Annotated in this window: 11 protein-coding genes; 4 read left to right on the top strand and 7 right to left on the bottom strand. The window is 62.4% G+C overall.

The annotated features are described in order from the left end of the window. Window positions 1-26 precede the first annotated feature (26 nt). The 5 genes from ABZ677_RS22235 to ABZ677_RS22215 all read right to left on the bottom strand — a co-directional run bounded on the left by ABZ677_RS22235 (window position 27) and on the right by ABZ677_RS22215 (window position 5434). Window positions 27-497, bottom strand: coding sequence for a DUF4913 domain-containing protein (locus ABZ677_RS22235; protein ID WP_358373305.1), 471 nt, complete (start codon window positions 495-497; stop codon window positions 27-29). Next, window positions 494-2395, bottom strand: coding sequence for a TraM recognition domain-containing protein (locus ABZ677_RS22230; protein WP_222083387.1), 1902 nt, complete (start codon window positions 2393-2395; stop codon window positions 494-496). The genes ABZ677_RS22235 and ABZ677_RS22230 overlap by 4 nt, the downstream gene beginning before the upstream one ends. After that, window positions 2389-3051, bottom strand: coding sequence for a TraI DNA relaxase (locus tag ABZ677_RS22225; protein ID WP_094639436.1), 663 nt, complete (start codon window positions 3049-3051; stop codon window positions 2389-2391). Before ABZ677_RS22225 ends, ABZ677_RS22230 begins: the two co-directional genes overlap by 7 nt. Before the next feature lie 247 nt (window positions 3052-3298). Further along, window positions 3299-4819, bottom strand: coding sequence for a hypothetical protein (locus tag ABZ677_RS22220; protein WP_094639437.1), 1521 nt, complete (start codon window positions 4817-4819; stop codon window positions 3299-3301). Window positions 4820-4984: 165 nt separating this feature from the next. Then, window positions 4985-5434 carry a hypothetical protein gene (locus ABZ677_RS22215; RefSeq protein ID WP_141215293.1) on the bottom strand — a complete coding sequence of 150 codons (450 nt, stop codon included), beginning with the start codon at window positions 5432-5434 and terminating at the stop codon, window positions 4985-4987. Window positions 5435-5826: 392 nt separating this feature from the next. Between ABZ677_RS22215 and ABZ677_RS22210 the strand changes: the two genes are divergently transcribed. Continuing rightward, the gene (locus tag ABZ677_RS22210; protein WP_094639439.1) at window positions 5827-6363 is read left to right on the top strand and encodes a PH domain-containing protein; all 537 of its coding nucleotides are present in this window, start codon (window positions 5827-5829) and stop codon (window positions 6361-6363) included. An 88-nt stretch (window positions 6364-6451) separates the two neighbouring features. Here ABZ677_RS22210 and ABZ677_RS22205 read toward each other — a convergent pair whose 3' ends face one another. Further along, window positions 6452-7624, bottom strand: coding sequence for an ATP-binding protein (locus ABZ677_RS22205; protein ID WP_358373300.1), 1173 nt, complete (start codon window positions 7622-7624; stop codon window positions 6452-6454). Between the two features lie 738 nt (window positions 7625-8362). Here ABZ677_RS22205 and ABZ677_RS22200 point away from each other — a divergent pair. Continuing rightward, window positions 8363-8623 (top strand): hypothetical protein, encoded by a 261-nt coding sequence (locus ABZ677_RS22200; RefSeq protein ID WP_358373296.1) that lies wholly within the window; start codon window positions 8363-8365, stop codon window positions 8621-8623. 52 nt (window positions 8624-8675) lie between these two features. After that, on the top strand, window positions 8676-9296 hold the full coding sequence (locus ABZ677_RS22195; RefSeq protein ID WP_094639443.1) for an HNH endonuclease signature motif containing protein: 621 nt from the start codon (window positions 8676-8678) through the stop codon (window positions 9294-9296). 194 nt (window positions 9297-9490) lie between these two features. Here ABZ677_RS22195 and ABZ677_RS22190 read toward each other — a convergent pair whose 3' ends face one another. Further along, on the bottom strand, window positions 9491-9991 hold the full coding sequence (locus ABZ677_RS22190; protein ID WP_032407503.1) for a toll/interleukin-1 receptor domain-containing protein: 501 nt from the start codon (window positions 9989-9991) through the stop codon (window positions 9491-9493). Window positions 9992-10510: 519 nt separating this feature from the next. Between ABZ677_RS22190 and ABZ677_RS22185 the strand changes: the two genes are divergently transcribed. Next, window positions 10511-12613 carry an SNF2-related protein gene (locus ABZ677_RS22185; protein ID WP_358373291.1) on the top strand — a complete coding sequence of 701 codons (2103 nt, stop codon included), beginning with the start codon at window positions 10511-10513 and terminating at the stop codon, window positions 12611-12613. Window positions 12614-12694: the final 81 nt, after the last annotated feature.

Genomic DNA, 12694 nt, shown 5'->3' with positions numbered 1-12694 from the left:
TCGGGTCAGGGGTTGTGTCAGGTTTTTCAGCCGGTGAGCTCGTCGAACCAGCCGGCCGGGGACTGCGCCAGGTTCAGCCGAATCGGCGGTGTCTTCTGATGAGAGTCGCGGCTGCACAGGTACATCGGGCCGTGCTCGGCATCGAGCATCGTGCGCAGTTGCGGGTCGGCGTGATGGACCCACCACGCCGACATCGCGGCCCCGTCCTCGGCTGCGGACGCTGCCTCCCATGCCGTCCACAGTGCGTGAAGACGCACCACAACCTCGGGATGCTCGAACCAGCGTGGGCAGAACACCCGGTTCTTCCCGGCAGACGACGAGAGCTTGCGGGCCACGATGGCCGACAGCCATGTCTCGAACCAGGCATCGAAGCTCGAGAACTTCGTCGACGCAGCCTTCTCAGGATCCGAATCGGAATCGGAATTGTCGAGACGGTCGCCGGGGAAGCTCTCGTCAGGGAAGTCGTCGTCGGGATGGAAGTCGTCGTCAACGGTCACAGGAACGGCTCCTCGTCGACGTCGTCAATGGTGGCGGTGGCGGTGGCGTGTACTCGATCGGGGGCAGAGATCTGCTCCTTGTCGGGGATCCCGTACATCGCGAACGAGGCATCGATCGCGTCGGCATTGGGACCGTCGGACCAATACATCTTCTTCACCAACACCGGCCGATTGCCCGAGATCTGCACCAGTGCACGGGTTTTCGGGATCGCTGCGAGATCGTCGACGGTCAGGATCGGCTCCTTGGACCAGGACTGCGACTTCGACGACGACCCACTGTCGAACACCCCGCCGCTACGCGAGGCCGACCAGCGTTCGACGTCGTGATCACCGACGAGCGCCGACAGCTCGGAGAGAGTGTTCTTGTCCTTCACACCGCCGCCGTACCAGAGGAAGTTCGCGGCATCGAGGAGCTGCTTGACCCCGTCCTGCCCCCACACCTTCTGGGCCTGAGAAAGGTTCTGCACGATCGTCATGACACAGATCCCTTGCGATCCGAGGTGGGAGTACCAGGCAGGGAGCTCGGGGAGTCGGCAGACGTTCGCGGCTTCGTCGAGGACGCCGAGCATCGGCACCGGAAGCCGACCGCGCGGGCTGCGGCGAGCGACGCGCTGAGCGGCGTCGATGATCGACCCGATCAACGCCGTGGTCAGCGCCGACGACGAATCCGGGCCTTCCTTCGACAACGCATACAAAGTGTCGGTGCTGATGACGAAGTCCTCGACGACGAACTCGCCCATCGAGTGCGGGTACTGCACCGATCCACCAATCTTGGTGTCCGGTGCGCCCTCGACGGAGATGTCGCGGCGGTTCGGTGGAAGAACCGACATCGCGTAGGCCTGCTCCTCGAGCAGGCCGATGAACCGACGAGCCATGTCGTACAGACCGTCTCGCTGGCGCGGGTTGAGTTCGCTGGTCGACTTTAAGCGGTTGGCGATGATGTGGTGGCCGTGGACCGTGAGCAGCCGCTGGGGAAGTTCGTTCGCCTCGTCGGAGAGCCAGCCGTAGACGTGCAACAGATCCCCGTCCGCACACGCCGCTGCGAGCATCATCTGCGCCAACAACTCCTGCGCTCCGCCGTCGAAGTAGGCATCGACGCGGGCCGAATCGTCCCTCGATGCGGCAGCGAAGTAGGAGGCCAGCTTGCGGGCGTCCATGATCGTCTCGATCACGCGCAGCGGGTTCCACCAAAACCCGTCATCGCCGGTGCGGGGGCCTTCGGCGATCCCCTGTAGGTCGTAGCGCCACACCGTGCCGAGCAACTCGCGGACACCGCGAGTGAAATCGTGTCCGTCGCGCTTGTTGGAGGTGAACAGTGCAGCGCCCGGCGCGGTGCACAGTGCGTCGATCGCCAACGCCGCAGTCTTGCCCATACGAGGTCCGGCGAGGGCGAACAGCATGTCCTCCCACGACATGAACACCTGCTGATTGCCCTGGACGGTGCGTCCGACGACGACTCCGATGTCGGAGTCGTCGAGGGTGTCCAACTCGGCAAGATCGGTTCGCAGCGACTTCGCACGTTCGCGTGCCTGCTTGCCGGTCACCCCGGTCAGCTTCGATGTCGGTCCCATCAGGCGGGCCTTGGCGTCGACGTCGTTCTTGCCGCTGCCCGTTGCGCGGGCTGCTGCGGCGACGCCGGTGAGACCGGAGACGATGATCACCGCGATCACGAAGATCCATGTCGACACGCTCGGCCACGTCAGCTTTCCGCCGGCGACCGAGAACAGCGCCCCGAACGGGTTGACGGGGATATCTTCACCTGTTTCTACGAATACATGCCCGAGCCACAGTGAGCCGTAACCGAGCGCGATCAGCACGATCACCACCGAGACGGCGATCAGCGGGAACATCGACGACGATGTCCCGGCTCCCTTCGAGGTCGGCTTCTTGGTCACCATGCGTCCACACCAGCCTCTGTGGCCTTGTCGACGCCGCGGTCGATCTCGATGACGTTCGCGACCCGGTTGGTGATGTCGACGACCGAGTCCGACGAGCGATTCTGCCGTGGTGTCTCGAGCATCAGATCGACCAGACGGATCGGTTCGACGTCCGCTGCGGTGGAGGACACATCAAGGGTGTGCTCGGCGATATCGTCGAAGTCGAGGCCGTCGAGCTCGGCCGGTAACTCCAGGACGTCCAGTGACAGACCCGGACGGAGTACGGCGTCATCGACACCGTTGTCGACAAGCCGCTGCCTCCATGCATCCTCGTGCACAGCCGTGCGATCGGCTGTGACATCGGCCCAGTCCTGTTGGACGGGGTCGGTGAAGGTCTGGCCGGCGATCATCTCGTGTGCGACACCGGTCGCGGCGAGATACGCCGCCGCCCGCACAAGTGAGACGTCAGTATCGAGCAGACCGGACGCGCGATTGTCACTGCGCGGCTCGTAGGAGTGCGACCGAGCGCGAAACTCCTCGCGTCGGGTGTGCGCCCGGTCGGGCAGGCTGCGGCGGCGTGCGGCAGCCAAAGCGGCGCGTCGGCCGCGTTCGTAGGCGGCAGCAGCGATCTCTGAGCGGCGCTGCAACTCCGCGGTCGAAACAGTGTCGTTGGTCATCGACGGTCACCACCGTCGAGAAGGTGTGCGGTTTCGGATGTGCTGGGCGGGATCGACATGGAGGGCCTTCACTGGGAGCGTCGGCCAGCCCACAGCACGAAGACACCGGCACGTAAAAACGTGCGGTGCAGCGCTGTTGCTGGATGGACGCTCGACCGTGACCCTCATCGACGGTCGAACGATGTCAGGTTAGCGCATAGGGCGCAGGACAGGCAGGTCAATCCCAGCGAATCTCGGTATCGGAACGTCAGCCGTGCCCATGGATAATGCTGAAGATGCGTTCCTCCACCTCGGCGGGGGTGCGGTGGTAGGAATCGCCCCAATTCTTCAATTGAGTGAGGTAGCGGTTGTAGTCCTCGGTCTGTCCGGGCCGAATCCGCATTCCGATGTTTTCACGTAGCCACCGGATGACGAGAGCGTCCAGGATTGGGGCGGCGTCAGCGGAGGTGGAGTCACCGCGTGCGGTGACGAAGAACAGCCATGTGGTGAAGAAGTCCGAACCAAGCCGCGGAATTGCACCGGCGTTGTTGAGGTAGCGGTATCCCTCCACTGCGCCTTCGTCTCTGGCGATCCACATCGAACGGACGAGGCGGTCCACGACACTTGGTGAGAGCTCCGCGCCGATCGGCTTGTGTTCACCGGTCAGAATCTGTGCCGTTCGATACGGCCCGTAGCCGGAACCGTGGTGACCCCAGATCATCGCGACCACGAATGCGGCAGCCGGGTTGTCGTGTGCAATGCGATCGATCAACTGGGCTGCATCATCGCGTTTCAACGATTCCGGCAGAGACTGAAGGACATCGGAGACGCCCGGAATGTGCCCCACCCACTTCGACCACCGACCGATCGCGTACGCCGAACCCCGCTGATACGTGGGACTTCTCAAATATTGAGACAGCAAAGCCGGAACCATGACTCGCGTGGAAACAGTAGCGGTGTGGCGCCCCACCTTCCCGGTTATCGTGCCGTCCGCCCCCACGACAGTGTCGTCTTCGAACCAGGTGTTGTCGCAGGTGAGGCAGTGGCGGTTGACGGCGTCACTGGGGTTGTTCAACAGGACGACGCAACCGGTGAAAGCGATGCCCGGCACGGGACCCGGGGGCATGCCGTATTCGAGATGCATCACCGTGTGGCACTCGCACCGTGTGCACGCCGGTCGATGCGCCATGATCAGCTCGGACAGGCCCCCGGAGAACGGGTCATGCACCATCGCATGGCAACTCGCACACAGCACCATGGAACTACCGAACAATTCGGAGCCGTGGTGCTGTTGAAGGGCTGCCCGCGCCTGCAGGAGCGGCAGATGGTCGAAGCGCTGATGACATGCCGCGCACTCCCATGAGTGGCGGGCCATGCCTTGATCACCGTCGGCGCACCCGGTGGTGTCGATGAGATACCACGGTGTCGGATCGCTTTCTTCGGCTGCCGCGGCGTCGAGAAATAGCTGGCTTGTCACGGGGTCCAAGGTTGCCGGGGGAACGGGCAGGCTGTGCCCGAGTCGTCGTTCGATCCCAGCAACGGCCACCCCGCGAATGTTCCAACCGGCGGAGTCCACCACCAAGGTGTCAGGCGAGTGGACGTCGAATTCTTCGATATTCAACACGGCAGGAACGTCGCCGGGGACGATCCACGCCACCAGATCACCGGGTTCGTAGTCGGGGTAGGAGAGCCTGAACTGATCCAGGTTTGGTTCGTCGTCACGGTAGAAGGCGAGGAACTGCTCGCGAGGCGTACCTGTGCCTAGATGAACGGTGATCGGATCGGACATCGACCCCTCCTGAGAGTTGTAGCGGTGGTGACCGAGCTTTGTGTGAGACCGGCGGTCGGGCGAACGCTCATTCGGTCCGTTGGTGTGCGACGCGAGACTGTGCTTGTTCGTTTCGCTTGTCGACGCTCAGCTGCCATTGGCAGGTCATTCGCTGGTTCGGGGACGCTAGAAACCTGCGTCGTCGAGAGTGTTGAGTACCAGGTCGGCAATCGGCAGGGTCATGTTGTACAGATGCCCGTTCTTGCTGAACGGCTTGTCACGGACTCCGCGCGTGTTTTTTACGGCAAACCCGAAGGACGACATAGACCCAGCAAACGAACTCGGCTCGAGACCCGTGGAATTCTGCACAGACTCGACGGTGGCTTCGGGTGCCTCGTCCGCGATGGCCCGCAACACCTTTCGTGCGGTCGGCTTCAACTGGGTGACGTACCTTCTCATCTTCGGAGCGGTCCACCCAGACAGGTCGGCCGCTACGTCGTCTTCCTCCTCTGTGTCCTCGTCTTCGTCGGCAGTGAGCAGATCGTCGACCGATACGAATCCATAGCTCCACGCGAGTTGTAGTGCAACCATGCGGGAGGTGTCGACGTCCGGGTCGAAACTGATTGTTACAAGCATTCTGTCTCCTCTTAGAGAGTCTCTGTGATCTCTATAAGAGTACGTTACTTGATGCGTACATGCTAGTGAGTGCAAGTGAGTCTCTGTAACTCATTAAGATTCTCTGCAGCAGCGAACGTGAAGGTGGCACCTCTACGCTGCATGCAGCAGCTGACGGTCGGTAGCGAATGACCGACTCCTGCATTCGCGTCGGTGGGTGGTGAACCGCTATCTCACAGATCTCGGGGTCGACACCTTCGGCGGTTGTCGCCCGTACGATGCGTTGTGCGCGCGGTAACGATTAGCCTGACGTGAGTCGGTAATAGAGCAATGACACTGCAACCGCGCGAGCAGGTTTGTTTGGCCCCATAAGGCCCAAGTCGCTGGCCAGTGCACCATCCAGGAGTAAGAACGTGGCTAACCGCCCTGATATCGAGAAGGCCGTCGCGCGGCTGACGAACAAATACGGTGCTCAGAAGGAAATTCGGAAGCTGCCGGAGTTTCTCTGGGAAAGCGAGCTGGTCGATTCACTGGTTGTCGGTCAGTACGGCAAGGGGCAGGGCCTGCTGGCGCTCACGAATCGGCGCATTCTGTTCATCTTCGAAGGCATAGTGTCGTCGTCCTCCGAAGATTTTCCGTTCGAGAAGACATCGTCCGTCCAGTGGAGCAGCGGCATGTTGCTCGGAAGCATCACCATCTTCGCGAGCGGAAACAAGGCGGAGATCAAGAACGTCGCCAAGCCCGAGGGCAAGTTGTTTGTCGAGAACGCGCGCAACCGTCTTTCGCGCCCGAGTATGGACGAGCCAACAACACGCCACAGGCAACCCCCAGCGGCACCGCCGGTTGATCACATGGCCGCGCTGAGGCAGTTGGCGGAATTGCACCAAGCGGGCATCCTTACCGACCACGAATTTCACACCAAGAAAGCTGAGATCCTCAGCAGGATTTAGGCGGACAGTCCTCGTCGACTGGGATTGGTCGACGAGCCTACCTACCGGATCCAGGCGCTCCGCGACGATCGATGGGGCTTCGCGGGGGTCAGTCTATCGGCTGACGCCGGATGAAGTCCGACATCCCCGGCACTGTGAACGCAATCCTGCCGTGTTCGGGGGACCAGATCAGGCCTTTGCGGATCAGGGAGTCGCGGACGTCGCTGACACCGGTCGTCGTTTGTCCCATTGCGGCGGCGACGACTCCCGAACGCGGTGCGTCGTCGGCAGCGAGGGCAATTGCGCGCATATAGCGCCGCTCCCTGTCGGAGGGGCGGTTCCATCGGGAGGGGAAGAAGCCTTCGTCCAGTGCTCGTCGTCCTTCTTCGACCGCGAGGTGGGCGTCGTCTTCGTCGAATACTGCTGTGGCGGCGACGTTCCAGACGGCTTTGCCGTATTCCTGCAGGAAGTACGGGTACCCGCCGCTGGCCTCGACGAGAATGGACAGGGCATCGGGGGTGAAGGACCCACCGTGCTGGTTGACCGGGATCTCCAGAGCTTCGGCGGCATCGGCTGGCGCCAGGGGGCCGATGGTGCTGTAAGTAAACTGCCGCTCCGCGTACGACCGGTTGTCGGCGAGCACCGACGGGAGATTGGGCAGGCCCGCGCCGATGACGAAGAACGGCCACTCCCGCTGGCTGGCCCGATGCTGCACCGACAGCAACGCGCCGAGAAGGTCGGAATCGAGGTCCTGCATCTCGTCGATGAACAGCCCGAACGCGGTGCCCTTCTTCTTCATCGCGGCACTGATCGCCTCGACCAGTTCTTCGAGGTCGAGGTCGATGTCCCCGCTGGCGGCACCGTGATCGAGCGACACTTCGACTTTCGCCGGTCCCAGGCCGACACCGAGGGTGAACCCGCGGGCGAGGGAGATCAGGTCATCGAGCGCTTTCTGCATCTGATGTTTGCGGCTGAACCGGCGCAGGCCGGCGGCGAGTTCGGAACCGAGCTTGGCGCGCACGGCGCTGACGCCTGACTCGTTGGGCCGCGCCTCCAACCCAATCGTCAACCAACCTTGTCGTTCGGCGTGCTCGGACAAATTGTTGAGCAGGGTGGTTTTGCCGACACCGCGCAGGCCCGACAGGATCATGCCGCGGTCGTAGTTGCGGTTCTTGCTCCGAGCCACGAGGAGGTCGAATTCTTCGCGTTGGCGGGTTCGCCCCTCCAGCGCTGGTGGCCGCAGCCCTGATCCTGGTTTGAAGGGATTCAAGGCGGGGTCCATATGGAGAACTATAGTCATTTATGGTGTTCTGTCCATAAGTGGTCATAATGGTCCATACTGATCGTGCGCAAACGAACCCGTGGCGTTCTCGGTCGTCGTTGGACTGGACTGCGTGACAGAGGTGGCTGCCTCCATGAGCAACTCTGCAGTTCAAGGACTCGGTGCTACCGGTCGGGCATACCGACTCGCGATCGACGACGCACGCGACTCGCCTGCCGTACGCACTGGTATCGGTCGATCGACCAGCGCGCGGCTCCGTTCCTCTCTATGCGGAAGTTTCGGCGCGCCGGTCGGTTCGATGCTCCTCCAACCCGCAGCTTCTGGTGCTTCAATGAGTCGAGAAATTCGAAGTGCCCCCGGAGTGCTGTTGACGAGGATGGTCTCTTGAAGAAAAGTGTCGTCGCAGTGGGTGTGGCGAGTTTTCTGTTCGCGGTCGGATGTTCGTCCGGCGAACAGACGACAGCAGAGCTGGATCGGCCTACGCAGCAGGCAGCGACTTCCGAATCGTCGACTTCTTCTTCGGCGGCTGCAAACACCGGCGAGAGTCCGAGAGGGAACAAGGTCAAGGCGTTCGACGAACGGGCGGGCCTTGGCTGCGAGAGCGGCGGCGGGTTCCCGTGTGAGGTCGAATTCGTGGTCGGAGCGCCAGTACCTGCGTCGGAATGTTCGACGACGCAGTATCAGCCGGAGTTCGGATCGATCCTGGCATTCCCCATTCGAGTCGAGATCTTGCCTGGTGTGAACGTAGCGCAGTACACGGCCATGTTCACCCCTGATTCGTTTTCGGCCGTTCTCGAATCGGGAGTGACAACTCCGGAAATTACGTCGCCGGCGGCATGGGTGTGCGCCGAGTCCAACAATTCGATCCCTTCGCAGCTGTCGCCTGCATCCACGTACGAGGGTTTCATGGTGCTCGACGTTCCCACTGATTCGACCACGATCGTGTTCCAGCCAGGGGTCATGGAGCCTGGCCAGGGAGGGTGGGAATGGCCGCTGTAGCGGCACCGTGTTCGGCCATCGACCCGGTCGCCCGTATCAACGCGCTTCCCGCATGACCGGCGACATCGTCGTTGCCTCCGAATCGGCCCGGCCGCCGCAGAAAGCGGACGTCCTCGCCCGGGCCTGCGCGGCCCTGACCGCCGGAGACGCGGACGCCGCCAAGGCTATCATCGGCACCGACTACCCACACGTCGTCGGCACCGCAGCGCAACGCCGATACACACTGCCCGAGATGCTGCGCACGTTCTACCGCGACGGCTTCCTCGACCGCTACTCCGGCGACCGACTGATCCACCCGGGAGCATTGAGGTTGCTGTCGGTCGTGCTGCCGAACGAGTTTCCCGCACATCCAAATTGGAAGATGACCGAGACGCATTTCGCGTTCTGGGAGCTGTTTCCGTCGATCGACCACGTCGATCCCGTCGCCCGCGGCGGCGCAGACGACGCCTCCAACTGGGTCACCACCTCGATGCTGCGCAACTCCGCCAAAGCGCACTGGACACTGCACGAGCTGGGCTGGACCCTGCGCCCTCCCGGCGACGCGCAGCACTGGGACGGCCTGTCGGGCTGGTTCACCGACTACCTCACCGAGCACCCGGGATTGGCATCGTCCTCGGGCTACCTGAGCCGGTGGCTGCGCGCCACCCGCGCCGTTCAGGCGGAACGCGCCTGAACGTTAGGCACGTCGAGACGGCAGCACCAGGGGAGTACCAGGCAGGCTCCATCCATGGGCGCGGCCGATAAGCAGCCCTTATGACAAGCCGCCCGCCCGTCTGCCACCTGAACTGCGCCGCCATCGACGATATGGTCAGACAGCCGGGTCCTCAGCGCTATGTGACGCGCTTGTTCGTAATGCATGTCTGACTCTCAGACGCTGCCCTCGGCAGCGGCTGCCCCGGCCACCTTCTTGGCTACATCCGACATCGATGTATCCCCAGTGGTCAGACCGGAACGTGCAGCGAGAAGGGGACTGATATCCCGGAGCGCGTCGAACGTGGTGTCATGAGCAACCGGAATTACCCTATCGGTCGCGAGCAGCGCCGACAGTTCTTTCCCTGCTATGCCACTCGTCGACTTCAGGCCTTCGAGCAGGGCCGGTGTAACCAGAACGATGCCGATTCGTGAGTTGGCCAGGCCCCTGTCGATTTCTTGAAGCAGTGACTTCCCGAGACCGACGTCGTACTCGCTGAACCACACCGTCGCGCCGTGGGAGATGAGCAGATCACATAGGTCCTTGGCAGCGCTTTCACGGTCCGCCCACGCGTGACAGAGAAACAGGTCGCGTCTCTCCGGGTGACTTTGCGCCACCAGCTCTGCCTTCTGCGCGAGCGGTTCCATGGTCCGCCACTCGGTCGAGCTGTACGACACGGAGCCGCCCCCTCTCAGCCGGCGTGAGTGACCACTTGAGGACGATCCGCCGACAGTCGAGCTGGCGCCGCCTGAGTAACGCGGAGTCGGGGAGTACGGGACGTACGACGAGTAGGACCGCCGAGATCGGCCTCGGCAGGCAGGGCAATTCGCAGCGGCCGCCGACGATCTGTGGCCCTGGACAGGTGCAGTGCAACCAGACATATCGGAAGTGTAAGAGAACCCACCGACAACAACGGTGGAACTCAGTGCGTGCACTGGACGTCTACCCGCCAGGGCGCGACGTCGGCGATGCGCTGGTATCGCGCACCCGGTGACGTACGGGGCCCGGTACATGGTTCTCGGTCAACGAGACCACACTCGCCCGTCCATGGGACCCAGATGGCATCTCTCTCTTGCAATTGGTCGTGTTCATCCCAAAGCCCCGTGGACGTTTGAAACACTAACCACAACGGGTTGGACGACCCGGGCACGAATCTCGGGCTCACCGGGAGCTACTGGACGGAGCGGCCACAGCTCGTGACGCGGATCTTCGACAACATCAACTCACACCTCGGCGCGCACTTACAGCAAACGCTCCAGGCGTCGGACCGCATGGATGTCGCGGTCGGCTACTTCAACCTTCGAGGCTGGTCGGTCTTCGATTCGCTGGTCCGACAGAAAATCTCCGAAGCCGAACGCACCGAGCCGGTGGTGCGAATCCTGATCGGCATGGTCATGACGGGACCGCAAGAAGAGGCGCTCGAAGAACTGCAGGCCGCGGTCGACGGATCGGAGATCCTCGACGCCGACGCGAACGCCGCGCGCGCACGCAAAGCCGCGTTGGTCGAGCAACTCCGCACTCAGTTGATGCGCGGGCTTCCTACCGCAGCCGATCGGGCATCACTGCAGTCACTTCAAGACCTTTTGGAGTCGAAAGCCGTTCAGATCAAGGTATTTACACGTCGTCCCCTGCACGGAAAGGCCTACATCTTTCACCGCGAGGACCTCAACAACCCGATCACAGGATTCGTCGGATCGTCGAACCTCACCGCACCCGGGTTGACCCACAACCTCGAACTCAACGTCGACGTCCTCGATACCACCGGGGCTCAGACGCTGTCGGATTGGTTCGAGGCCCGCTGGACCGACCGGTTCAGCCGCGAAGTGACAGCGGACTTGTTGGCGCTGTTGGACGAATCGTGGGCGAGGAAAGAACCCCGCCGCCCGTACGAGGTGTATCTCAAGGTCTGTTACGACCTCTCGCGCGACGTGCGCGAAGGGCTAGCCGAGTACTCCGTACCAGCCGAGATCGGCTCGCAGCTCCTCGAATACCAGTCGACCGCGGTCCGAACTCTGGCGCGCCGGATCATGACCAAGCAAGGGACGATGCTCGGCGACGTCGTCGGACTCGGTAAGACCCTCACTGCCATCGCGGTTGCTTTGATGCTGCGCGACGAACACGGGTACATGCCGCTCGTCGTGTGCCCGAAGAACCTGGTCAAGATGTGGAAAGAGCACTTCGAGGCGTACAACCTGTACGGACACGTGGTCCCGTACAGCACCGCGCACCGAGACCTACCGGGCCTGCGGCGCTACGCATTCGTCATCGTCGACGAATCCCACACCCTGCGCAACGACGAACGCCGGGATTACAAAGCAGTCCAGGAATACATCCACGCCTTCGACAGCAAGACACTGCTGCTCACGGCCACTCCGTACAACATCCGCTTCCGAGACGTGGCTAACCAGCTCTCGCTCTACATCGACGATGACGACGACCTCGGCCTGGCACCGACCAACGCGATGGCGGCCGACCCACGGCTCCGCGACAAAGTCGACGATAAGATCACCACCATGGCGGCTTTCCGTCGATCGGAAGACCCCGACGACTGGAAGCGACTGATGAGCGAGCACCTGGTACGCCGAACCAGGACGTTCATCAAGAACAACTTCTCGGAGACCGACGAGACCGGCCGGCAGTATCTCGAGTTCTCCAACGGCGCACGATTCGAGTTCCCACAGCGCATCCCCAAACCCGTCGACCACTCCTTTGGAGACGACGACCCCGCCGCCATCATGGCCAGCGACACCACCCTCGACACCCTCACCACGCTGGTCCTACCCAGGTACGAGTTGGGTAAATACCTGAAGAAGACCGCGGCCCTGACCGACGCCGAGAAAGACTTCGTCGACAACCTCAACCGCGGCCGCGGCAACGTCGCAGGGTTCGTCCGCACCACGTTCTACAAACGACTGTCCTCCTGCGGTCACTCCTTCACCCTCTCGCTGCAACGGCACATCGCCCGAAACGAACTGTTCGGATACGCAATCGACAACGATCTGCGGATCCCCACAGGCACGATCGTCGACACGAGCCTGACGGACGACGACGATGATCCCACTGCCTCCGAGCTCGATGCGGCGGAAAGCCTCGCGGACGACCCCAGCCGACGCTACGAAACCCTCGTTGCCGCCAATCCCAAAGCGGTCACATGGATCCGTCCGGAACTGTTCACCGCAGGCCTTCGCCAAGACCTCGACCGAGACACCGCAGCATTGCGCGGACTGCTGGACAGCTACGGCGGATGGGAGACCGAAACGGACTCCAAACTCGCCGCCCTGATCAGGTCAAGCCCCTAGAAGTGGTGTAACTGGTTTGTGATCCTTCGTTGGTGATCAGGCGGGTAGTTGCATCAGTGCATCAGTGGTCACCTCCGTCGT

The sequence above is a fragment of the Rhodococcus sp. NPDC006774 genome, assembly GCF_040636045.1.
Lineage (GTDB): Bacteria > Actinomycetota > Actinomycetes > Mycobacteriales > Mycobacteriaceae > Rhodococcoides.
Note: the sequence above shows the minus strand (reverse complement) of the source record. Positions and strands in the feature narration are given on the sequence as shown.

Bases quoted from the DNA above. Each gene is read 5' to 3' on its own strand.
- ABZ677_RS22225 (WP_094639436.1), bottom strand. From the start codon at position 3,051: ATGACCAACGACACTGTTTCGACCGCGGAGTTGCAGCGCCGCTCAGAG.
- ABZ677_RS22205 (WP_358373300.1), bottom strand. From the start codon at position 7,624: ATGGACCCCGCCTTGAATCCCTTCAAACCAGGATCAGGGCTGCGGCCA.
- ABZ677_RS22215 (WP_141215293.1), bottom strand. From the start codon at position 5,434: ATGCTTGTAACAATCAGTTTCGACCCGGACGTCGACACCTCCCGCATG.
- ABZ677_RS22230 (WP_222083387.1), bottom strand. From the start codon at position 2,395: ATGGTGACCAAGAAGCCGACCTCGAAGGGAGCCGGGACATCGTCGTCG.
- ABZ677_RS22220 (WP_094639437.1), bottom strand. From the start codon at position 4,819: ATGTCCGATCCGATCACCGTTCATCTAGGCACAGGTACGCCTCGCGAG.
- ABZ677_RS22195 (WP_094639443.1), top strand. From the start codon at position 8,676: ATGACCGGCGACATCGTCGTTGCCTCCGAATCGGCCCGGCCGCCGCAG.